Origin of the sequence: Paenibacillus sp. VTT E-133280 (genome assembly GCF_002264385.1) — a bacterium.
GTDB classification, from domain to species: Bacteria; Bacillota; Bacilli; order Paenibacillales; family Paenibacillaceae; genus Paenibacillus_AQ; species Paenibacillus_AQ nitricinens.
The window spans coordinates 55,155-79,191 of sequence record NZ_NFUX01000009.1 but is presented as its reverse complement, the minus strand read 5'-3'; the positions used below and the strand labels follow the sequence as shown (position 1 = coordinate 79,191).

The window sequence follows — 24,037 nt, the reverse complement described above, 5'->3', positions numbered from 1 at the left end:
GCGGCGTATTTCAATTATATGCCCAACGGAGTTAAGTATGTACGATTATGAACGCATATATCGAATAATTCAAATTTAATAAGTATGAAATTGGGATAATTGACCATAATGATAATGAGGTGATCGTTATGTTTAAATTGTTGTTTAAACCTCTTATCCACATGGAAGAAAGTTTGTCCAGCTATGTCTACCGAATTGCTGCCTCTAATGGTTGTTCAGTAACTCAAGATTTCTTAAGTCTCTTTTCAAGTAATATGAGGAACTGTGATAACAATATCTTCTCTTTAAAATCCATCCAAGCCATTGTTGCTTCGTCAGATCAACCGCATCAACTCATCGAAAATATGTCGCTGTATTTATACCAAACAAGAAATATGGAAAAGGGTCTGCTGCTTAAGAATGGCATTAAATACTGCCCTGACTGCTTAAAAGAGGGGAAGTACCACAGATATCACTGGTGTTTTCATCCAGTTACCGTTTGCCTAAAACATCACTGCTATTTACTTGATGAATGCCCAAGTTGTAAACGAAAAATAAGCATGAGATCGTTTATGGAAACCCATTCATGCCCTAATTGTAATCAATCGTTTTTGAAAGTGAAATCAGAGGAGGTTACCGAAAATCAAATCCTTTTTCAATCACAAGTATACATTCAACAATTGTTAGTTTCTGAACAAAGTAAGGATGGACCAGCTTCAGGAGTACCCTTTACTGATGCAATGCAAATTGCTTCGTACAGTTTTTACTTGTTAGAAGGTCTCAAAAGTTTTGTTCATGAAGATTCGTTGATTCATATTTTTACGAATAAAATAGGAACATCATTTCAGAATAAAGTAAACAGTCTGGTTTATACCAATGTGTACTGGATGTATCAAAACTTCCCAGCAAATTTTCACCGCGTATTATCACGTTTCAAAGAAAAACCATCAGCCACTATGTATGAGCAAAAGAAAATGTTTGAAAAATTGTTTGTGCAGAAAGATCGTTCAAAGATTCAAAGTGCATATACCGATTTTTGGATTCAAGAAGCAGATGCTGGCAACATCAGACGTGACTTCTCCGTATTTAAGCAAGAAAAGGCCCTTCTAAAAAAACGAGGTTATGCTTCAAAAGAAGAAGTGAAAAAAAGTACAAGTTTAACATATCAAGCAGTCGAAAGAATATTGCAAATGGTTGATTATAAAACAATTGAAAAAGGCAGAATCACTCGGAAAAGAATTAATGTAAATGATTTCCGAAAAAAAGTAAAGGAAAAAGCCCAGCAAGTCAGCAGAGATGAGGCAGCCAAACAGTTAGGCTTACAGCGTGATACCGTATCCAAATTAGTCAGGGAAGGTGTTTTGCACGCAGACTTTTCTTTCGACAAAAGTGGCCTGATTAAAAGGAAGCAGATTGAAGAAATTATTGGCTTATGCCAAAAGGCTTGGATAAAAAACACAGAAGGAAAACTTTCGCTACATGCTGCCATAACTAAGTATTCAGTGACTGGATTTTCAATAAAATATATTATTCGCTTTATAAAGGAAGGGGAATTAATTCCTTATACTAAAGTTAAAAATCCAAACCTGAGTAATCTTCATTTCGATGTCCAAGATATTCAAGCATGTGTAGAGATCATCAAGAATGAAAGTCGTCAGACCCGTGGTTACTATTTATCAGACGTAATAGAGATCTTGGGGGTAGGTGAAAAAACAATGCATTTATTTATGAAGGCACGGGTACTCGAACCTTCGAAGGTATTGGTACTTAAGAATGGAAGAAAACAGTATTTGTTTGAGAAGAAAATGGTCGATGAATTTAAAAGAAGGTTCATTCCCATCGAACAAGCTGCTCAACAATTTCAAATATCGACATATAAACTTCGCAAGTGGGTCAGTGAGGGGACATTGAACGATGTAGCCAAAGATCTCTCACGAACATGTCTCTTAGATGTTCACCAAATTAAGAAGATGCGTGCGTATATGAAAGAAAATAAGTAATCTATCAATCCCCCTGTTATTCCCAAAGAAAATTTTAGAAGTTTTGTATATTCTGAAAATCTCGGGACATTGTTAATAATAGAGGTGATTATATGACATTGTTTAAACCAAAGCCTTTACCTGAAGAAAGCTTATATAGCTATTTGTATCGATTTGCAAAGGGAAACAATATTGACAGTTTAGCATTGCTTGCTGGTGGAGAAATCATAAGTAACTTAAATTACGTAATTGATAACAAACAATTTAGGGAAATTAAAGACATCGTAGAAGATGAACATATGTTTGAGAGTATGCTCTTGAACAAGTATAACTTTAACTTTTTGAGATTTGAAAAAAATGCTCAAAGTAAAAAGGTTAGAGATTATTACCTTAATAACACCACCAGGTTTTGCCCTGTTTGTTTGGAAGAAAAAAATTATCATCGCATGTTTTGGGATGTTCGCATCATTACTACATGTTCGAAACATAAGCGTTATTTAATTGATAAATGCTCTAAATGCCATTCAAAGGTAAAAATAAAGGATTTACTCTCTGGAACATGTGAATGTGGTAAAGCGTATCAAATGATAGAAGCAACTCATGTAGAAACCGAAGTCATGCGGTCACAAGAAATAATATTTCATTCATTGATATCAAATACACCAATAAAAACTGCACATGGTGAATCATATAAATCAGATGACTTCTTTTCTTTATTTCATTCAATTTGCTGGTTACTTGATGGTGTGGCGGGGAGTAAGAACAATAACGCAAAATTATTATATGGATATCAGGCAAATAATACTGATGTTATAACCAACCTTTCGGAGCTGACCACCTATGTATTTTCAATTATTGATTCATTGAATTTGGAGAAGTTATTTTCTATCTATGATCATTTAAGAATAACAAACTCACGTTTGAAAAATAAACAAATGCGGACCATCTTAAATTTAGATTCAAAGATAAAAAAACATTATTTACATTATTTATTTAACATTAGACAAGACCTTTTTTCATATCCTTTCCAGTTATTTTCGAAAGAGGAGCTTGAGAATTGTGATTTTCGATATTTAACTTTAAATGAAGCGGCTAAATATTTGGGACATTCGTATGAATATATTAAGCAATTATCGAATTCAGGCAAGCTGCCACATGAATACAGAATTTATCGTGAGAAAAAAGTTGTAGTTTTTAGAATTAGTACTTTACGTCTTTGGAAAGAGCAAATTGAATCATTATTAACTATTGAAGATTTAAAGGAACATCTAGGCTTAGGTAGAGATGTAATCCTAAAACTGATTCAAAAAAAATTGTTAACCCCATTTTTATTAACTGGTAAGACACCTGTTTATCTTTTTGAAAAGAGAGAAGTTGAAGAACTTGTTGCGAAGCTGAAAAATAATAATTCCACAGTTGCATCAATGGATAAAAATTTGGTATCGGTTTTCCAAGCATATTCAGAATTCAAGGCTAGCGTGTCGGAAATTATTTCTGTAATTATTGATAATAATTTGGCAACGTACACTAATTCTAAAGAAGAATGTTCATTCAAAAATATTTATACAAGTAGAAATGATCTTAATAATCATTTACTAAACACCCCTTTCGCAAATCAAACCCATACATATCCAAGAAAGGGGATGATAAAAATATGAAAAGAATCATGATTGACGTAGGTACTCATCAAAAGATGCGATACAAGATCATTCGTAAGTCGTATACACCTGATCAAGAAAGTGAATGCGTATATACTGCACTTGCAGAAGCTTTCAATGTCGAACGTGAGTTTACCTCGGATGAAATTCTGGAATTGTTAAACACGATGGATTCTAGTCGTTTAATACTTCTTAGTAAAAATGACAAGACAGTTGATGAAGAGATCGAAATTAATGATTATGAGTCCATGACTGAGAATGAGAAAGCAGCAGCAGAAAAAAGACTGAAGTGTATCGAACCATTATTAGAAAACGATCCTAATGAACCTAGCTTTCCAAAGCGGGTGAACCAACGGGTGGCAGAATTGAAAAATCAAGGAATCAAAACTTCGCGAACTCGGTTGTATCATTGGCTTAAGGAATACGTTGACAGTGAAAACGATATTCGAAGCCTTATTGATGATAATAACAAAAAAGGGCCTCAAGAGAGACTTATATGTGAAGAAGTTAGGAACGTAACAACTGATATTTTGAAAAAATATTATTTAGTAAAAGAAAAAAGAAGTATACCAAATATTCATAAATTAATCTTAGCAAAACTCCATCATATTAACGAGGTAAAAGTGGTGAACGGAGAACCAGTATTAAAAATGCCTAGTTTAAGAACACTGTATCGTGTGGTTTCGGAAATAAGTAAATATGAAATTGCAAAGAAGCAATATGGAAAACTATATGTACAAACTAAAATGGGATACTTCGGTGTGATGGAGAAGCCTACGAGACCACTGGAAATCGTACAAATGGATTCAACTCCAATTGATGTAATTCTTGTTGATGATGAAACGAGATTACCCTTACCAAGGGCTCATTTAACTGTTGCTGTGGATATGAAAACTCGTTATGTCGTTGGTGTAAATATTGGAATGGATTCTCCTGGGTATGTGACGACCATGCTGACACTTAGAAATACAATTTGTAAAAAAAATATAAAGGAAAAATATCCGTACCTGAAAAATGATTGGTTGGCGAATGGACTGCCAGAAACTATTCTTCTGGACAACGGTAAAGAATTTAGAAATAAGAGCTTGAGATTGGCCTGCGATCAACTGGGTATTAAGTATCGATACTGTAAGACCAAACATCCCTATTCGAAGGGTATAGTGGAGCGCTTTCTTCAAACTGCTAATTATCAGACTGCTCATCAAATTCCAGGAACCACATTTTCTAACACAAAAATTAGAAATGATAAGGAATACGATTCTGATAAAAAAGCAGTCATGGGATTAAATACCTTTATGAAAATATTTTTTGAGTGGCTGTTGGATGTTTACTCCATCCGATTTCATGAAGGCATTGAAAACTTTCCCCTAGAATTATGGAAAGAAGGGGTTAAAAAAGATCCGCCGCAGCAATACAAGGATATGTTTGAGTTAAGTATCATCCTATTTCCCTATAAAAAAAGAACTGTACAAAATCATGGAATACAATTTCGTAGATTGAAATATTATTCGCCTGAATTATGGAATTTGAAATTAGAACGGTTGCGACTGGGACTTGACAATGAAGTAATTATTAAATATGACCCAGATGATATTTCGAAAATTTATGTTCTTGATGATACTAATGTTTCGAAAAAGTATCTTACGGTTTTATGTTTAGATCAAGAATATTCAAAGGGTTTGAGTTTAGCTGTACATTTAACTATTCGTGATGAAATCAAAAATATTAGACGCCAAGAAGATGTGTTAACGCAATCACTGGCAATAGAGAATGTGATCGACTATATTGAGGCGGATCAGAAAAAACATAAAAAAATAAAACGAGATCAAGCCAAGGCCACTACGAAAGGTTCCAATGCAACTTCTAAAAAGACTCAAAAAGAAGTTCTTGAGGATAAAGTCAAAGCGAATCAAGAAAGAATGAACCATGTTAACGGAAATCTTGTATATGATGATAATGAGGATTGGGGGGATGCTTATTATGATACCAGTGGTGAGTGAAACGTTTGCAGATCGAATGAAGCTTATCGAAAATATCGTCATCCCATACCCTAAGTTTAACGGAGTTTTATGTAAAATTAAGGAGTGTCATGAAAAATCGGTAATCCTTAAAGTGCCACCTTCCTTGCTAATTACGGGTGAAGTGGGATCAGGAAAAACCTATATTTTTGAGCGATATCTTAAGCAAAACTATAAAGAATGGGAAGAAGAGGGGGACGATGGGATTCGATTTAAAAAAAACATATTGGCGGTAACATTAACGCATGCGGTTACACATGGCGAGCTTATTGTTCAGCTTCTCAGCCATTTAGGCGCCATTAAACCAGAACACGGTCGCAATAATGCAGAGCGATTAACACGATTAGTTCAACTGATCAAAGTGACAGGAATTGAATTTATTATGATTGATGAATTTCACAATATCATCGATCGGGACAAGAAGAAAACACTCTTCAAAGTCTCCGAAACATTTAAGGACATTATTAATTTGACAGGCGTTGCATTTGTATTTTTTGGTTTGGATGATCCACGAAATCCAGAACTGAATTCGACCGTAATCTTGGAGAATAGCATCCAACTCAAAAAGCGTGTTCCTGATCACGTAAAGTTAGAGCGTTTTAAATTTGATACAGGTAAACAGCAGGAAAATTTCATACGTTTATTACATGAATTCGATCAACTTCTCCCCTTTGTAAAATTGTCTGGTCTTAGCGAATCGAATACGGCGAGTAGAATATTCCAGGCAACAGATGGTTTAATTTATTCGATCAAGAAATTAATTGAAGACGCTGCTTGGATTGCTATGAAGAAACACGAGAACTGTATTGAACTTGAGCACTTTGCCAAAGCTTTTGCTCAGAACAAGTTCATCAATGAAGATTATAAGGGATATGCTAAGACGAATCCGTTTTTGGAGTAGTTGCAGCGAAAGCGATGAACGGGGGCATTCAAACCCTCGTTTTTTTTGTTATATTTCAATCTAGGATTCAAATTTTCATGGTGCTTGTGGATAACTTATTTCAAATTTTAAGTTATCCTGTTTTTGATGACAAAAAGGCTGTTTATCCCGTTTTTGGTGTCACATCCGTCTCGTTATATGTGGCAAAAAGGGGCCTATTTAGGTTGTTTTGTCCCGTTTTTGTTGGCACATCACAAAAACTAAAAATGTAACTATGCATAGCTACTAAAAGCAAGCGATCATCGAGAGGAAGTGTTAACCTTTAATCTCAATGGATCGCTTGTTTTTTTTCAAAAATTATAGATAATCATTGAGAGGTTTTAACTATATGAGTTTGATAATTAGTGTAATTCAAAAGGGAAGTATAATTGTAGATACTAATTTTTTGGAGGAGCAGGTACCCGCACCACATAATAATTTGTTTGGTTTCGAATCATGCAGAAAAACTCTCTGGGGAAATGATATAATTAGTGAACTCGGATGTGAGTTAATATATTCTTTAAAGAATACGAATATTTTTGCATTTGATGAAGGAATAGAAAAACTGGAAAGTGAATTCCTTATTTTGCTTGATAATTTAGATACTATAGAACTACATACAGACTATGATAAAGAATTTATTGAATTTGGGGTAAGAAATGCTTTGGAAATGATAAAGGTAGTACTTAAAGAAAAAGATAAGGTTGGAATTGCGATTTGGTAAGTCACAACGTATTTACGCGGTGTGTCTGGTCTGTGAATTCTGTGTTCTGACTAAGCTTTTTAACACAAAAACACGCGTACTTGTCTAACACAGGTACGCGTGTTTTTGATATTCCACTATGGTAGGTATTATTTTTACATATCTAAATTTTTGAATGCGTAAGGCAATAAATCCCTTAAACTCAGCTCTAAGATTTCTTTTTTCTCATTGGTTAAATAGACAGGCATGTCGGGCAAACAGAATTCCGATAATACTTGTCTGCAGATACTGCATGGCGGCAGAAAATCCATTGTGTCACCTGCTACAGCTATAGCCTGAAAATCACCTTTAGTATAGCCCTTTGTAATAGCTGTGAAGATTGCTGTTCTCTCTGCACAATTAGTAGCACCAAAAGATACATTTTCTACGTTTACTCCATTAATAACATTTCCATCTTTAAGTAATAAGGCTGCTCCAACTAGAAATTTAGAATAAGGGGCATAAGCAGCTTTCTTTGTGTTACGTGCGCTTTCCATTAATTCTTCTTTATTCATAATACTCACCCTTTTTAAATAAGAATGAACCTTTCGGTCCCCTTATCGCCAACTTTAAGGTTGGCAGGACTTCTAATATTATAGTCAGACCAAATGGTTGTCAACATTAAAATCTAGAAGCTCCGTCTCCATGATGTACTACTCGATAAGTACCAATAGGGAATCATAGCTTTAAAATATAACTAGATATAGTAAATATAAGTTATACATATTAAGCCTGCCATGGTAGCCTTAACTTAAAAGAGACGTGTAGAGGAGTTTTTTAATTTGGGAGCGGCAGGGAGTACATTTAAACAAAAAATATTAAGCAAGAAACCTGGTATTTTAACATATGGGATGACACCACCGAAGGCAAGCCATTCACCAGAAAAGATATCAGAAATTGCACAGAAACAGGTTGAAAGACTTCAAAACGTTGATTTAGATGCTTTAATTCTTTACGACGTCCAGGAGGAAGCAGAAAGAGTTGATCATGAAAGACCTTACCCCTATTTACCAACGATTGATCCGGCTATCTATGGTGATAAATATCTAAGACAAGTGGAGGTCCCGAAAATAATTTATCGGTGCGTCGGTAATGATACAAGAGCTTCGTTCGCGGATTGGATTAAGACTGACGAAAGTGAAGACAGATTTTCCGTGTATGTGGGCGCTTCGTCAAGTAAGCAGGAGGTGAAATTGAATTTACCAGATGCTTATAAACTAAGCAAACAGTTAAATAGTAATTTGAATTTTGGAGGAGTTGTCATTCCTGAAAGACATATAAAAAAGAATGATGAGCATATACGGGTTGTCGAAAAGATTAACAATGGATGCAACTTTTTTATCACTCAGGCAACTTATAATGTAGAGGCATCAAAGAATTTATTGTCTGATTTATATTATTACTATACAAATAAGGGTTTTGAAATGGTTCCTATTTTATTTAATCTTGCACCATGTGGCACAGCGAAAACATTACAATTTATGAAATGGTTGGGGATCAGTATCCCGGGATGGTTAGAAAACGAGTTGAAATACTCGAACGACATTTTGGATAAATCCATTCAGCTATCTCAAAAAATATTTGAAGAACTATTTGAGTTCGGGCTGGAGAAGGGAATTCCAATTGGATGCAGCATTGAAAGTGTTTCAACAACTAAGTTGGAAATTGAAGCATCCATTCAGCTTGCTAAAGATGTAAAGGCATTTCTAGATAAAAAGCTGTTGAGTCCAGAGAGTAGATGATTTATTGTTTTAAGGAAATTAGAAATATTAACGTTATCGCATTGAATAAACTACTAGTGAAGAGCTTACGAAGGGTTTTTAACTATTCATTGAGCCGGTAATCCTTTCTGTTAAGGGTTACCGGTTTTTTATAAGTTAATAGGACATAATCATCATCTCAATAGCTAGTCTAGTGCCTTTCTTGCATTATTGTACTGTCGGTGGTGAGAGATTCTGTACAAGCTACTAGATTTCGGCTACGATTCTTATATAACAGACTGACTGAATGGATGGTAGAAATATGTATTATAAACTGTCAGAAGCATCACCAATCACCATCGGACTGCTAGCACATGTTGATGCCGGCAAAACCACCTTCGCAGAGCAGCTCCTATACCATGCTTCCGGAATTAAGACTCGGGGGAGAGTCGATCATCAGGATGCCTTTTTGGATAGTCATGAGATGGAGCGGGCACGGGGCATAACGATTTTTGCTGACCAGGCGGTGATGAAATATAACGAACAATCGTATCAGCTCATTGACACACCGGGGCATGTCGATTTTTCAGCTGAGATGGAGCGCGCTTTACAGGTCATGGATTATGCGGTAGTCATCTTAAGTGCTGTGGAGGGCATTGAAGGGCATACCGAGACGGTCTGGCAATTGCTACAGGAATATGGCATACCCACTTTTATATTTATTAACAAAATAGATCGTACCGGTGCTGACGTCCAGCGTGTACTAAAAGCGTTAAGGCAGCAATTTTCGCCGGATATGTTGTATTTGGCAAAAGGTCTAGAACAGAGCATGCTGCCTGAAGAGGTCATTACCGCCGTTGCTGAGCGAGATGAAGCCTTGATGGAGGCATATCTCGAAGACAACATTTATCCTGAGCAGGTATTGGCTACGCTGAAACAAATGGTTAAAGAACGGGTGGTTTTTCCCGTTATGAGTGGAGCAGCTCTATTGGATCAGGGGATTGCGGAATGGATGCAGACGATGCAACTACTAATGGAATCGACTTATGAAGTTAACGCAGTGTTCGGGGCACGAGTATATAAGGTGCGTCATGAACTGCAAGGCACGCGACTGACTTTTATGAAGATATTAGCTGGAAAGTTACGGGTACGGGAGGATCTCTGCTATAGCACTTCAGAACATGAGGAGTTAAGCCAGAAAATCACTTCTATTCGTATCTATCATGGGGGGAAATATACTTCATGCGATGAAGCCACCGCGGGACAGCTTGTTGCCGTTACGGGCCTAACCGATGCAGTCATTGGACTGGGTATAGGTAATCATTCAGATCAAGTAGAATCCCGTCTTGTGTCAGCGTTGAAATCCAAAGTTGTATTCAATTTGGGGATATCATCCAGAGAAGTGCTGCGCTATTTCATGATCCTGCAAGCCGAAGACCCTACGCTGCAAGTGACATGGGAGGACAAGCTGGAGGAGATTCATGTTCATGTGATGGGAATGATCCAGTTAGAGGTACTTCAGCAGGTGGTGTTAGACCGTTTCCAGCTCAAGGTATCGTTCTCCAAGCCAGAGATATTATACAAAGAGACGATCGCAGACATTGTGATTGGTTGTGGGCATTTCGAACCTCTAAAGCATTATGCAGAGGTGCATCTCCGGCTTGCGCCTGCGAAACGTGGTGAGGGAATTACCTATCGCAGTACATGCCATGTTGAGCAGCTCAGCACAGGGTATCAGCATCTCGTCGGTCAGCATTTACTTGAAAAGGACCATCGTGGAGTTCTTACCGGCTCTCCCGTCACCGATCTGTATATAACGCTTTTAACCGGGGCAGCGCATCAGAAGCATACGCATGGCGGTGACTTTCGGGAGGCGACACTGCGGGCACTGCGGCAGGGATTGGAGCAAGCAAACAAGATTCTACTGGAACCCTATTATCAATTCAAAATCAAAGTCGATGCGGAGCTTATCGGACGCGTAATGTCTGATATACAGCTGGCCCATGGTGAATTTGACCCGCCAGAAATGCTAGGTGAATCGATGTTTATTCAGGGACGTGCGCCTGTCGCGACGTTCATGCATTATGCAGTAGAGCTTGCTTCATTCACGAAGGGAAAGGGAGCAATCTCGATGAAGTTAGGCGGTTATCAGCCATGTCATAACCCAGAACAGGTCATCGCAAGGATTGGATACGACCGCAGCGCTGATCCTGAGTACACCTCCAGCTCTATGTTCTGTGCAAAGGGAGCGGGATATAGCGTTCCTTGGGATGAAGCGCCTTCGTATATGCATTTGGAGATTCAGGAATAGGAGTGAGAAAGCAGTCTAGGAATTATCCTTCATCCCAATATTTCTTTGTCCCCATTCAACAACGGATTCAATTAAAGGCACTAATTCTTTTCCAGATGAAGTCAGAGAATACTCAACTCTTGGTGGCACTTCGTTATACTGCTCCCGATGAATGATTCCATATTCTATAAGATCCCTCAGTGCGTTGGTTAAGGTAGTCCCTGTTATTCCATGCAGTCTTCTTTTTAACTCGTTATAGCGTATGTTGTCGTTCTCACTAAGAATGGCTAGGATCGGGAGGTTCCATTTTCCGCTGATTACATGGAATGCGAAGGTTGCAGGACATAATTGATCAAGTCTAAATTCGTATTTCATACATAACTCCTCTCCAATAGTATTATTAAAGATACTTAGTATTAAAAATAAACGTACTTGTTTGAATTTGTACTGGTATTATAATACTTCCATACAAAGAACTTCTACAAGAGGGCACTTTCTTTGATTCTCCAGCGAAAGGTGATTGATATATGAATAATTCAAATATGATGTGTGACCTTAAAACCGGTGTCTGTGGGCCAGGGGATGAAGAGCAAATGGAAATGATCGACTTTAATCTACAGTCCCCCAAAATCACACTTTACTATGCAACAGATCCGATCTGTTCCCACTGTTGGGCGCTTGAGCCGGTACTTAATCGTTTTATTCTGCAGTATGGTCAATATTTTAACGTGAAGACGATTATGGGTGGTTTGCTTTCTAGCTGGCATGGTTTTGCAGATGTCTCCAATGGCATTCAACAGCCTTCAGATGTTGCGGAGCATTGGAGAGAAGTTGGTTTACATTCACGTATGCCTATCGATGGTTCTTTGTGGAAAAACAATCCGATTCTTTCTTCGTATCCGCCATCTAGAGTATACAAGGTTATACAAAATATATATCCGGGTAAAGAAAATGAGTTTTTGCGTCAGGCAAGAGAAGCTGTATTCGCCTTTAATCAGAATATTGGAGAGGAGAAAACATTAGTTGATATAGTCAACAACATTGGGCTAAATGGCGAAGAAATAGTGGCGGATGCTGCTCTTGGATCGGCACAAGATTTGTTAGAGCAGGATTTTGAGTTAGCAGGCAGACTTGGTGTACGTGGATTTCCAACCATTATCATGGTGAATGAAGAAAATAAAGGTGTTAAAATTGTGGGGGCACGATCATTAGAAGCCTATGTCGAAGGACTTCAACAAGTTTACAATGGAGATGTAAAAGCTGAAAATGTTCCATCTCTCTCTGAACTTATCAAAGAAGGAAACATTTTGTTCTATAAGGAAATTGAAGTGTTGTATGATATTGAATCTGGTGATATGGAGTCATTTATAGCCACGGATATGATAGAGGGATCATACAGTATTAAGCATATTTTAGGTGAATCATACGTTGTATCTTGATTATAATGAAAGAAGCCAGTAAGCCAAAGGTTACTTTGGAATTACTGGCTTCTTTGGCATTCGAGAGGGTGGATTTGAGATTGCGAGTGCCAAACCGAAAAATAAGCTATTACAACATAAAAAATAGAATTTGATAAACCAAATAGGAGGATAAAATAATGGAAAATGATAAATAAAATAACGGAATTATATTGGGAAGCACCCGTCAACAAGCTAATGGGAAGGTATTCGAGATTTCTTCCGGTAATTCTGAGGCGTCAATCCAGTCTCATTACGAAAAACTGATGAAAAATAGCTCGCACTTTGAAATCCGCAGTTCATTGCAATTTCACTAATCGATCGATTAGTTCCCATCAGCATCTCGGAGCTCTTTTGAATACGATATCGCATCAGATAAGTATTAGGCGTTTGGCCAATGTACGTGCCAAACAACTCGCAACATTTGCTCCTGCAAACAGACCCAGCGGTAGCGATGTCATTCAGGGTCACTTTAAGGTCAAAATGATGATGAATAAATCCCGTCATTTTCCAAACGGCAATCCATGACTGGTCATCATTTATCTGCCCAGGAACCCTCTGTATATGATCTCCGACGTCTGCACAAAGTGAAGTAGCCAGTGAAAGAAGACGTAGTGGCTTGCAAGGAGTGCTGTTCATTTCTTCATAAATCCGATGTAAGGAATGCAGGATTTCCTTTCCCCACGTGCTTTGTGGAGTAATCATAATATAGTCTTCAGTATTAGAACCGAATTTCTCATCCCAATATACTTTGCCTACATGTGTGCTTATTCCGAGTAGTGAAGGATGGACAGCAACGACTATGAATGTACAATCCAATTTTTTAGTGGAAAAACCGTAATGCATACGCTTGCTATTAACGAATATTCCGTTACCACGTTCAATCAGCACAATTTCTCCGTTTACAAAATACTCCATCTTCCCATCTAGCACTAAAATAAATTCCAGGTCCGGATGCCAATGGCATGCTGCTGCATATTTATCGAAATGATTCAGTGCTCCTTTTCGTACGTATAGCGGAAAATCAGGAAGATTATAATTTAGTTCTTCCGATAAATCGGAGAATACTTCCAGTTCTACACTCACAATCACATCTCCCTCAAACAAAATACGATTTTAATAGAATTATATTTGATTTCGGTGGATAGGACTATATAGAAAATATACAATTTTGATATTGCTCGACAATAACACAAAATCCAATAGATTTTATAAGGAGCCAGAAACATGACAATGAGAGAACGTATTGCCTCCGGGAAACTATTTACTGATTACTGTGAAGGACTGCCTGAAGACAGAGTACAGGCAAAAAGAAAAATGCATGCCTTTAATTTAACAACGCCAGATGATCTAGATAAGCGTACACAACTCATGCAAGAGATATTTGGAAGAGAAACGAAGGCGTGGATCGAACCACCCTTTTATTTTTGCTATGGTACAAACATTGAGATTGGTGATGGAACGTACATTAATTTTAATTGTAACTTTGTGGACGACACTAAAATTATTATCGGAAAAAATGTTATGTTCGGTCCATCTGTAACGATTGCTACAGTGGGACATCCAATCCATCCAGATTACAGAGGATATATGTATGCTGATCCGGTGAAAATTGAGAATAATTGTTGGATCGGGGCGAATGTTACAATTTGTCCTGGGGTCACGATTGGAGAAAATACCGTTATTGGTGCCGGCAGTGTTGTGACAAAAGATATTCCGGCTAACTCCATTGCAGTGGGCAATCCATGCAGGGTGATGCGTACCATTAATGAACATGACCTAAAATACTATTACAAGGACAAAGAGATCACTAAAGAAGATCTGGATGAAGAAGCACACTTGAGATGAGAGATAAGCAATTCAATCGCCAATTGCTAAATTTGGTCATTCCGATTGCTTTACAAAACCTCATTTCATCGTTAGCCGTGACAATAGATATATTCATGTTAGGTTTTGTAAACCAGTCTACAATGTCTGCCGTATCGCTGGCTGGGCAAATTACATTTGTTTTAACACTGTTTTATATGGGATTGGCTGCAGGAGTGGGGATTTTGACTGCTCAGTATTGGGGAAAGAAAGATTTGATGACCATTGAACGGGTTTTTAATATCGGATGTACGATGTCTATTATTATATCCGCTATCTTTTTTGGGATATCACTGTTGGTGCCGGATCAATTAATGAGTTTTTTCACAAATGACGACATGTTGATTCGATATGGATCGAGTTTCTTGCGAGTGATCTCGTTCTCCTATCTGATAAGCGGAATATCCCAAATGTACTTTAGTGTAATTAGAAGCATGGAAAATGCCCGTGTGAGTGCCTGGATCAGTTCTATGTGCCTTATATTGAACATTCTCTTGAATGTAATAAGTATTTTCATACTTTATCCGGGTAATTCAGAAAAGGCTATAGTGGCAGTTGCTTTCTCTACAGTTTTGGCACGTATCGTTGAATTTGGTTGCTGTATCATCCACTCGATCAAATCAAATATAAAGTTTAGGTTACCTTTACGTGACATGGTTCAGCGTAATTTGATTAAGGATTTTTTGAGGTATACACTACCTGTCCAAGGAAATTATATGGTTTGGGGATGCGCATTAACTGTGACATCTGCAATTATTGGACATGTTAATGCAGATATGGTCGCTGCAAATTCAGTTGCCTCGGTCGTCAAGAATCTGGTTATTGTATTATGTGGAGGTATTGCAAGTGGTGGTTCCGTGCTTGTTGGTAAATATCTAGGCAATGGCGAAATTGAAATGGCTAAAAAAGCTGGGAAAATATTAAATGTATATGCTATCTTGTTTGGTATCGTTGCAGGTATCACTTTGCTAATACTGAAGCCTATAGTGTTTCTGCTTGTCAATTTGGATGATCAAGCACAAATTTATTTGAGTGGAATGCTTCTTGTCTGTGCTTATTGTTGTCTTCCGAAATCGATAAACTCCACGACAATTGGAGGAATATTTGTTGCTGGAGGGGATTCTAGATTTGGCTTTTGGTGTGACACGATTGTAATGTGGGGCATCATATTACCATTAGGATATATGAGTGCGTTTGTGTGGCATCTCTCCCCTATAACGATATTTATTATCCTCAATTTAGACGAGGTTATTAAAGCCCCGATTGCCTTAATGCGTTATTTTAAATTTAAATGGCTTAACGATATTACGAGGGATTATGTTCGAAACTAAAACATATAGTGACGGAAGGGAGATTTATATGAAAATTGAACATATTGCTATGTATGTACAAGATTTAGAGAGCTGTAGACAATTTTATAGTCAATTTTTTAATGCTGAGTCAAATAGACAATATCATAATCCCAAAACGGGATTAAGAACCTATTTCCTCACGTTTGCGGGCGGCGCGAGATTGGAGATTATGAGCAGACCGGATATGGTAGAAGGAGTTCATGATCTCTTGCGGACGGGCTTAACTCATTTAGCTTTCAGCTTAGGCAGTAAGGAACAAGTCGATCTGCTAACCAAGCAATTGGCAGAAGCGGGCTTTAGAACGTTAAGTGGGCCGCGGACCACAGGTGACGGATATTATGAAAGCAGTATTTTAGGGCCGGAAAACATTCAAATTGAACTTACTGTCTAAAAACTAAAAGAGGTGAACCTTTTGACAGAAGAAGAGCGAATATTCAAAGGGATATTATACAATCCAGGTAACACAGAACTAAAGCGTATAAAGCTTCTCGCCCACAATTTGAGCAGCCAATATAGTCGAACATTTGAGGATGAGACAGAGGAGCGGGAAGCGATATTGTCACGGTTACTTGATAGCATAGGTGAGCATAGTTTTATCCAGGGTCCCATTTTTTTTCATTATGGTGTTCATACAAAAATTGGTGATCATTTTTTTGGAAACTATAACCTTACAGTCCAGGATGATGCACAGGTTACGATAGGTGATCATGTGAGTTTTGGACCTAATGTAACCATCGTTACACCTATTCACCCATTCGTTGCCTCCGAGCGCAGGCAAATGCTTGATCAAAATGGTGATGCTGCGTCTTTATGCTATGCTAAGCCTGTTAGCATTGGTAACGATGTTTGGCTCTCAGCAAATGTAACGGTATGTGGAGGTGTTACGATTGGTGATCGATGCGTAATCGGTGCAGGTAGTGTCGTGACCCAGGACATCCCAGAAAATTCTTTTGCTGCAGGTGTACCGTGTAAAGTAATCCGTAAAATAACCAATTTGGATAGCATGCGCCATAAACTGGAAATACTTTCAGATTGCGATATAATCGAGTAGAAATGTAACATCCTGAACCATAGACCAGATTTTTGATTAAATAGAGACCGCTGAAGAGGGATGTATATTATGCGGAAATCATGAATATTACGAAAAGCCCTTTTTCCTCACACTAAAATGAAAAATCACATTTTTAGATTGTTTGTAACAAGTCATGTGACAGGTTATAATTTAATGGGTATGACTAAGTAATCGTTGCTTAACGACTAATAAAGGAGTTTTAAAATGTACAGAACAGTTCAAGATTTTCTAGGAGATTGGGCAAGTGCTTCTGCAGGGACAATTCGTGTTCTTGAATCGCTTACCGATGATAAATTAGATCAGGTAATTGTGGAAGGTCACAGCTCATTGGGATGGTTAGGTTGGCATTTGGCAACCTGTCCGATGTTCTTTGGGGGTCAGGTAGGATTAACACTTACTCCAGTAGGTAATCCGAAGGAAGTTCCAGCTCAAGCGAGTGTGATTGTTGAGGCTTATAAGAACATTGCGGCTAATATTGCTTCTGAAGTAGAGAAATTAACGGACGAACAAATGGTTGAGAGTGTGCAGACCTTTGCTGGATTAACGCCTCGTGGTGCTATGCTTAGATCGCTGATTGATCATCAGACACATCATCGTGGTCAAATGACAGTTCTCTTACGTCAAGCAGGTCTTCCTGTACCAGGCGTAATTGGTCCTACTAGAGAAGAACAAGCTCAAATGAAATAATTACGGGTACTTGCCTCTGGTGATAGCTTACCGAATAGGGCTGGTATTACGAACAAAAAATCTCGTTCCCCAGACCTTTGTCTCGGAAACGAGATTTTTTGTTGCCGGATGGAGTCGTATCTATTATTGCGTAGGATTGCAGCTTCCTTTGCTGGGTTCGGTGATCACTTAGTGACCTGTTTCAATTTGTTGCATATATTCTCTGGGAGAACTCCCCGTCACTTTCTTGAAGACCTTACTGAAATAGAAGGCACTTTCATAACCAAGTTTTTGTGAAATTTCGTAAATACGCCCATCTCCTCGTGCCATCATTTCCTTGGCTGCAGTGATTTTGGTTTCCGTGATATATTCCACATAGTTGACCTTAGCGACTTTGGAGAACAGATGGCTCAAATAGTTGGGACTGAAATTAAAGACATCTGCCACTTGGTTCAGTGAAAGCTTAGTGCCGAGATTTCTTTTGATGTATTCCTGGACATTTTTGACGATTTGTTCTTTATAGCTTTGTCTTCGAGTAGAGAGAATTTCCGAGCAGCCGTCACGGAACTTAACCAACCAGCCGGCGATTTCTTCAATTGTATGCATCTGATAGATGGACCGGTAACCTTCCGGCTCATTTTCGAAGATATGCTCGACAATGTTTTCTCCATCCGCAAGAAGCGAAGTAGCCATATATAGAATATTGCAGGCAGCATCGGTAGCGGTTACCAATAAGTCAGGCCGGTCTTCGAAGATTTCGATCATTTTGGAGATGATGGTGTACAAAGCAAGGGTATCTAGTTCTTCAAAAGCACGGCGGATCTCCGAACGAGATTCGGAGAAATCAAAGAGTGAATGCTCCTGCTCAAGTGATTCACCTTCTGCAAAGAAAACAAAAGACCGTTCTTTCACGGCAATCGGCAATGCCTTTCGGGCTGCTAGATAGCTCTCCCGCAGCAAATAAGGGTCTTCGACTGCAAACCCTATGGCACCAATAATCGTTACATTGAAATAGTTATGTAGTACAGATGCCATGTCTTTAAGTTGCTTCTCAATGTCAGACATCCAGTTACGGGGATCTACTCCGGGGACAGGCAGAGCAACGGCAAAATTGCGCAAGTCCAGACTGGTTACATAGCAGGGCTTTATAGAAGCCAGTGTGTCCTTTGCCATTTGTACTGTACTTGAACATAAGGCGACCAGCTTATCCCCACGGGGTGGGACAGTATCCGGTCCTAGAATCCGGCAAGTGCATACGAGGTAGGCGGGCTCGGACAAATCTAACGCCAAATCCTCAATCTGCAGAAGGTACTGGTTCTTATTCTCGAACAGGTTGTTGAATAGACGAATGAAGAATTTATCACGCTGCGCCTGAAGATTGCTGCGGTGAACAAGTTTAGGGTAGCTTTCCATCGTCTGGTAGCTTTCAAGAAAGGAGATCGCCTTTCGAATGGATTCGGCCAGTGCTTCCGGTGTGAGTTCCAGCTTTACGAGATAATCGGTGGCCTGTACCTCTATGGCTGCGCGCGCGTATGGAAATTCTTCATAACTGGTCAACATAATGAACAATGGAAGACGACCATATTTTTGGCGTACTGAAGCGGCAACCTCCAAACCGCTTTTTATTGGCATTTTAATATCGCTGATTACAATGTCCGGGCGGAGGGTGTCAATCATTTCTTCTTCTTGGGCACCATTGTGCGCGATGCCTACAATCTCTATATGATATTGCTCCCATTTCAGCATAGACTGCAAGCCGATACAGACTAGAGCTTCGTCGTCGGCGATTAATAATTTGATCAATATGACCACATCCTTGCTAGATTTGCCAATCTACTCTTTTTGCATATAGGGTAGAAGGATTTTCATTCGGGTATATCGGCCCAACGCACTCTCAATCGAAAGACCGTAATTCTCCCCAAAGGCTAGCCGTAAACGCTCATTTACACTACGGAGTCCAACGTTCTCGAACACACCCTTAGCTTCATCCTCCGCATCACACAGAATGGTAGAGATTTGTTCTTCCTTCATGCCAATACCGTTGTCTTCAATTGTGACCAGGATATCGGCAAAACCGCTTTTCTTCACCGTGATCAGTATATCTCCTCTACCTTTGGGCTCGATGCCATGGAAGATAGCATTCTCAACCAGGGGCTGTAGCGTGAAACGGGGAATCAGGCCGGAGAGCAGTCCCTCATTCTCAATTTCCATCACCATCGAGACCGTACTGCCATACCGGTATTTTTGAATCAGAAAATAGTCATCAAGCAGGCTTAGCTCATCTTTTAACGGCATTAGCCTCCGGTTGTCTTTGGCAATGCTGCGCAGCAATCTGGAGAGTGAGGTAGTCATTTCTGCAATGCCGGTGGCATTCTGAATCGTAGCCATCCATTTGATCGAATTCAGTGTATTGTATAAAAAGTGGGGATTGATCTGACTCTGTAACATCCGGTATTCCAACTCCTGTTTCTGCTTCTCGTCTGCAAGTTGACTATCCATGAGTGCAACAATGTCCTGAGACAGTCGGTTGATCCCCCGTCCGACATCACCGAGCTCACTATTCCATTCAATATTGCGGTCCAGTAGGAAATTGCCCTGGGCAATCTTATCAATTCGCTTCTTTAATTTCTCTACCGGGAGACTGATGGTACGGGTTAAGTACAAGGTAATAATGCCGCTTAAGACGATAACCAATAAACAAACGCCGAGCATGACTAGAATCCATATATTTGTTTTGGGTGCGAACAAGTCATTAGGTAAGGTCTGAGACAGAATCACACCGCTGCGTACGGGATAAGAGACCAGGATTTGGCTTTCTTCCTCCTCCAGCTTAATCATGGACAGCTCGGTTTGTGGTCCAACAGGTTTCTCATTGGTATAGGATACCGGTTCATAAGGTTGTGTAATGGAAATTACTTTATCGCCAATGATCTGATAATGATGGTTGCCGAGCGTTAGCAGCATTCGGGAATTCTCTGGCAGGGAATAACCTTTCAGTTTGTCGGTAATTAAGGAAGTATTAGCGAGTAAATAAACCGTTCCAATCCGGGCAGCACCATCTCCGTAAATCGGTAGAATAAATGGGATTCCGTTCGTGGTGGAGAGCGGGTCCTTGATCACTTGTTCCCACTGCTCCACAGCATCTTTGTTAAGACCGGGAATTTGACCGATATTGTGAACAGTAAGTGGAATAGAAGTACTGACGGAATTATCCAACTGGAGGAACTTTCCGTTGTTACCCGTCACAATCAAGCGGCGGACATAGCTATTGGAGCGGTTGATCCGAAAATCCTCCTGCATGGCGTTAAAGACATTAACAGCATCCTTGGCACTTGCCTTTGGAGATACAAAATAATCAGTAAGTAATGTATTGGTGGACGAGTTGGTGCTGCTGGTCATCGCCAAAGAGGACAGATTAATCAAATCTTGTTCAATAATATGGGAAACCAGCTGAAGGTTGAACTCGGTCGCCTGAATGGTTGTTTTACGCTGATAATAGGTGATCAATTCATAGCTGAAAAAAGACAGCAGAGCGGCGATTAGTAGCGCGAATAGAGTCATGATGAGAATAATACGGCTTTTAATAGTGGATTTTCTTACCGTTGTGAACACTCCTCTACGAAATGCGGAAATATATAAAGCGGTTTCAAAAATATCCTTGAATAAATGCATGTGTAAAGTGAATCTTCTATTTATAATTTATAATATGCTTAACTAGTTTACCGATATCCATATTAACAACATAGCATATTCCTGCAATTCCATACAGTGGACGGCAGAGGAGCTGAGAAATTTACATGTTTTAAATAGGATTTTACAGGTTTGAAGCAAGGAGGAAAAGAAGAACAAAGAAAAGTGAATGAACTGAGTTTGAAAATACATGCCATTCTAGATGGGAAAGTCTTAAACTTTGAAATAGATCGGATGAGCCGATCAGTGTAAACAATCAGAAGGAAAAGGGGATTTTTATATGAAATTGAAAAGATTCTATGGCATGACTTTCGCCACAATACTCTCCCTAAGTGCGCTGGCCGGATGTTCCGGTAATAACAACAACGAAGGTAGTGCTGCAACAGCTGCTCCACAAAAGAGCAATTCTGCAAACGCTTCCGCTGAACCGAAACAGGATCCTGTGACCTTGAAATGGGCATTGTGGGATTGGGAAGCCACAGCATACTACCAGCCGTTGATCGAAGCCTATAAAGCTGAGCATCCGAATGTAACAATCGAATATGTCGATCTTGGTTCCACGGACTATATGACCATGCTAAGTACACAGTTGTCCGGCGGTGCCGATCTGGATGTTCTTACGATTAAGGATATTCCTGGATACTCAAACCTCGTGAAACAAAATCACTTGGAGCCGCTCAAGGGCTTTATGGGCGACAAAAGCATTGATCCATCCGTTTACGGCGGTACTGTAGAACAGATCGAAGTGAACGACGAAGTGTATGCGCTTCCTTTCCGTAGTGATTTCTGGGTCGTTTACTACAATAAGGATTTGTTCGACAAAGCAGGAGTGGAGTACCCGAGCAACGATATGACATTTGACCAATATGATGAACTAGCTAGAAAAATGACCTCCGGCAGTGGTGCTGAAAAAGTATATGGAGCCCACTACCATACTTGGCGGAGTGCAGTTCAATTGTTCGGTATTCTAGACGGCAAGAACAACGTTGTTGGTGGCAACTATGATTTCCTGAAGCCAACCTATGAACGGATCTTGAAAGAACAGGAAGATGGAATCGTTATGGATTACGCCACACTGAAGACTTCAAGTACGCATTATTCTGGTGTATTCTACAACAATTCCGTTGCCATGATGAATATGGGTAGCTGGTTTATAGCGACACAAATTGAAAAGGTGAAGAGCGGCGAGTCCCAATCAACCCACTGGGGAATTGTGAAATATCCTCACCCGGATGGTGTAGAAGCAGGCACAACCCTAGGTACAATTACTTCCCTGGCTGTAAATCAGAAATCTAAAAATAAAGAAGCTGCCCTTGATTTCATGAACTTTGTGACGGGTGAAGAAGGTGCCAAAGTCATTGCTTCCACCGGAACCATTCCAGCGATTAAGAACGATGAAGTTATCCAATCCATCACATCCATTGACGGTTTCCCTACGGATGAGAACAGTAAAGCAGCACTGACTACGATTCAGACGTATCTGGAAATGCCAATGCATGAAAAGAGTGCAGATATTGAAGTCATCCTGAACGAAGCCCACGATAACATTATGACCAAGAACGCTTCGATCGACGAAGGTTTGAAGGATATGAATACGCGCGTACAGCAGCTCTTGAACAATTAACCTGAAGAGAGTTGGTGAATTCTAAGGGCGGGTGTATGCCCGCCTTTTATAGAAGGTTTGGAGGAGAAAGCATGCAGAACGAAACCATATTGGGTACAAAAAAGATCCCTAAACGACATTTGTCTAAAGGTGTCCGGGAAAACCTGGTAGCTTACAGCTTCATTGCGCCAAACTTTATCGGATTTGCCGTGTTTACGCTGGTACCCATGTTCTTTGCCTTTATTCTTGCTTTTGTGAAATGGGACGGGGCCAATCCAATGAAGTATATCGGACTGGACAATTTCACCCGGCTTATCAAAGATACAACATTTCACAAAGCATTATGGAATACCATTGTTTACACTATTGGCGTAGTACCGTTCACTATGATTGTGGCGCTCGCGCTGGCCATTCTGCTTAATCAGAAGATAATGGCCCGCAATTTCATGAGAACCGTATTCTTTTTCCCATATGTAGCTTCATTGGTAGCTGTTGCTGCCGTATGGAACTTTATCTTTAGCCCTACGATGGGTCCGATCAACAATATTCTGCATACCCTTACCGGCATCCCACTGGAGGAGCTTCCCCGCTGGGCAGCGGATAAACACTGGGCGATGTTCACCGTAATACTGTTTACGGTATGGAAAAACATGGGGTATTACATGGTCATTTACTTGGCAGGTCTTCAGGGGATCAACCCTGAATTGTACGAGGCTGCTGAACTTGATGGAGCCAATGCATGGAGAAGGTTCCGCAATGTGACGGTCCCTCAGCTGGCGCCTACCTCCTTCTTTGTGCTGATGATTCTAGTCATCAATTCATTCAAAGTCTACGATATCTTTATCAACCTATTTGCCGGCGCTGATAACCAGCTGAACGATTCTACAAGGGTTATGGTTTATCAAATCTACAATACGGCGTTCCGTTCGCTTGATTACGGATATGCCAGCGCCATGGCCATTGTATTGTTTCTGCTGGTACTTGGCATCACCATCGTCCAGTTCCGCGGCGAGAAGAAATACGGACAATAGGAGGATTCAAAAGAT

Annotated in this window: 20 protein-coding genes; 15 read left to right on the top strand and 5 right to left on the bottom strand. The window is 39.5% G+C overall.

Annotation, left to right across the window (positions count from 1 at the left end):
* Window positions 1-128 precede the first annotated feature (128 nt).
* The 5 genes from CA600_RS06285 (at window position 129) to CA600_RS06260 (ending at window position 7,277) form a co-directional block, all read left to right on the top strand.
* Window positions 129-1,979, top strand: a complete 1,851-nt coding sequence (locus CA600_RS06285; protein WP_094869406.1) for a TniQ family protein — start codon at window positions 129-131, stop codon at window positions 1,977-1,979.
* Between the two features lie 92 nt (window positions 1,980-2,071).
* Window positions 2,072-3,616 carry a TniQ family protein gene (locus CA600_RS06280; RefSeq protein ID WP_094869405.1) on the top strand — a complete coding sequence of 515 codons (1,545 nt, stop codon included), beginning with the start codon at window positions 2,072-2,074 and terminating at the stop codon, window positions 3,614-3,616.
* Window positions 3,613-5,616, top strand: a complete 2,004-nt coding sequence (locus CA600_RS06275) for a Mu transposase C-terminal domain-containing protein (protein WP_094869404.1) — start codon at window positions 3,613-3,615, stop codon at window positions 5,614-5,616. The genes CA600_RS06280 and CA600_RS06275 overlap by 4 nt, the downstream gene beginning before the upstream one ends.
* A complete protein-coding gene (locus tag CA600_RS06270) occupies window positions 5,597-6,535 on the top strand; it encodes an ATP-binding protein (RefSeq protein ID WP_179281552.1) in 939 nt (312 codons plus the stop codon). The genes CA600_RS06275 and CA600_RS06270 overlap by 20 nt, the downstream gene beginning before the upstream one ends.
* 367 nt (window positions 6,536-6,902) lie before the next feature.
* Window positions 6,903-7,277, top strand: coding sequence for a hypothetical protein (locus tag CA600_RS06260; protein ID WP_094869401.1), 375 nt, complete (start codon window positions 6,903-6,905; stop codon window positions 7,275-7,277).
* 134 nt (window positions 7,278-7,411) lie between these two features.
* Here CA600_RS06260 and CA600_RS06255 read toward each other — a convergent pair whose 3' ends face one another.
* Complete coding sequence (locus CA600_RS06255; RefSeq protein WP_094869400.1) at window positions 7,412-7,810, bottom strand: cytidine deaminase; 399 nt, start codon at window positions 7,808-7,810, stop codon at window positions 7,412-7,414.
* 267 nt (window positions 7,811-8,077) lie between these two features.
* Between CA600_RS06255 and CA600_RS06250 the strand changes: the two genes are divergently transcribed.
* Together CA600_RS06250 and CA600_RS06245 are read left to right on the top strand one after the other, a co-directional pair.
* Entirely contained in the window at window positions 8,078-9,037 is a 960-nt protein-coding gene (locus CA600_RS06250) for a methylenetetrahydrofolate reductase (RefSeq protein ID WP_256989762.1), read from the top strand.
* A 280-nt stretch (window positions 9,038-9,317) separates the two neighbouring features.
* Complete coding sequence (locus CA600_RS06245; protein WP_094869399.1) at window positions 9,318-11,306, top strand: elongation factor G; 1,989 nt, start codon at window positions 9,318-9,320, stop codon at window positions 11,304-11,306.
* 15 nt (window positions 11,307-11,321) lie between these two features.
* On the opposite strand, the gene CA600_RS06240 is transcribed toward CA600_RS06245, so the two are convergent.
* Entirely contained in the window at window positions 11,322-11,660 is a 339-nt protein-coding gene (locus CA600_RS06240; protein WP_094869398.1) for a winged helix-turn-helix transcriptional regulator, read from the bottom strand.
* Window positions 11,661-11,812: 152 nt separating this feature from the next.
* On the opposite strand from CA600_RS06240, the gene CA600_RS06235 reads away from it, so the two are divergent.
* Window positions 11,813-12,724 carry a DsbA family oxidoreductase gene (locus CA600_RS06235; RefSeq protein WP_094869397.1) on the top strand — a complete coding sequence of 304 codons (912 nt, stop codon included), beginning with the start codon at window positions 11,813-11,815 and terminating at the stop codon, window positions 12,722-12,724.
* Between the two features lie 213 nt (window positions 12,725-12,937).
* Here CA600_RS06235 and CA600_RS06230 read toward each other — a convergent pair whose 3' ends face one another.
* Window positions 12,938-13,828, bottom strand: coding sequence for an AraC family transcriptional regulator (locus tag CA600_RS06230; protein WP_094869396.1), 891 nt, complete (start codon window positions 13,826-13,828; stop codon window positions 12,938-12,940).
* Window positions 13,829-13,969: 141 nt separating this feature from the next.
* On the opposite strand from CA600_RS06230, the gene CA600_RS06225 reads away from it, so the two are divergent.
* The 5 genes from CA600_RS06225 (at window position 13,970) to CA600_RS06205 (ending at window position 17,719) form a co-directional block, all read left to right on the top strand.
* Window positions 13,970-14,590: a sugar O-acetyltransferase gene (locus tag CA600_RS06225; protein ID WP_094869395.1), complete on the top strand. Its 621-nt coding sequence runs from the start codon at window positions 13,970-13,972 to the stop codon at window positions 14,588-14,590.
* Window positions 14,587-15,939, top strand: coding sequence for an MATE family efflux transporter (locus CA600_RS06220; RefSeq protein ID WP_094869394.1), 1,353 nt, complete (start codon window positions 14,587-14,589; stop codon window positions 15,937-15,939). The genes CA600_RS06225 and CA600_RS06220 overlap by 4 nt, the downstream gene beginning before the upstream one ends.
* Before the next feature lie 28 nt (window positions 15,940-15,967).
* The gene (locus CA600_RS06215) at window positions 15,968-16,351 is read left to right on the top strand and encodes a VOC family protein (protein WP_094869453.1); all 384 of its coding nucleotides are present in this window, start codon (window positions 15,968-15,970) and stop codon (window positions 16,349-16,351) included.
* A 12-nt stretch (window positions 16,352-16,363) separates the two neighbouring features.
* Entirely contained in the window at window positions 16,364-17,011 is a 648-nt protein-coding gene (locus tag CA600_RS06210; protein ID WP_256989761.1) for a sugar O-acetyltransferase, read from the top strand.
* A gap of 225 nt (window positions 17,012-17,236) precedes the next feature.
* Complete coding sequence (locus CA600_RS06205; RefSeq protein WP_094869392.1) at window positions 17,237-17,719, top strand: DinB family protein; 483 nt, start codon at window positions 17,237-17,239, stop codon at window positions 17,717-17,719.
* 168 nt (window positions 17,720-17,887) lie between these two features.
* On the opposite strand, the gene CA600_RS06200 is transcribed toward CA600_RS06205, so the two are convergent.
* Both CA600_RS06200 and CA600_RS06195 read right to left on the bottom strand, forming a co-directional pair.
* The gene (locus tag CA600_RS06200) at window positions 17,888-19,501 is read right to left on the bottom strand and encodes a response regulator (RefSeq protein ID WP_094869391.1); all 1,614 of its coding nucleotides are present in this window, start codon (window positions 19,499-19,501) and stop codon (window positions 17,888-17,890) included.
* A 30-nt stretch (window positions 19,502-19,531) separates the two neighbouring features.
* A complete protein-coding gene (locus CA600_RS06195; protein ID WP_094869390.1) occupies window positions 19,532-21,370 on the bottom strand; it encodes a sensor histidine kinase in 1,839 nt (612 codons plus the stop codon).
* 298 nt (window positions 21,371-21,668) lie between these two features.
* Here CA600_RS06195 and CA600_RS06190 point away from each other — a divergent pair, with 298 nt between their 5' ends.
* Together CA600_RS06190 and CA600_RS06185 are read left to right on the top strand one after the other, a co-directional pair.
* Window positions 21,669-23,012 carry an ABC transporter substrate-binding protein gene (locus tag CA600_RS06190; RefSeq protein ID WP_094869389.1) on the top strand — a complete coding sequence of 448 codons (1,344 nt, stop codon included), beginning with the start codon at window positions 21,669-21,671 and terminating at the stop codon, window positions 23,010-23,012.
* Window positions 23,013-23,083: 71 nt separating this feature from the next.
* Complete coding sequence (locus CA600_RS06185; protein WP_094869388.1) at window positions 23,084-24,022, top strand: carbohydrate ABC transporter permease; 939 nt, start codon at window positions 23,084-23,086, stop codon at window positions 24,020-24,022.
* Window positions 24,023-24,037 lie beyond the last annotated feature (15 nt).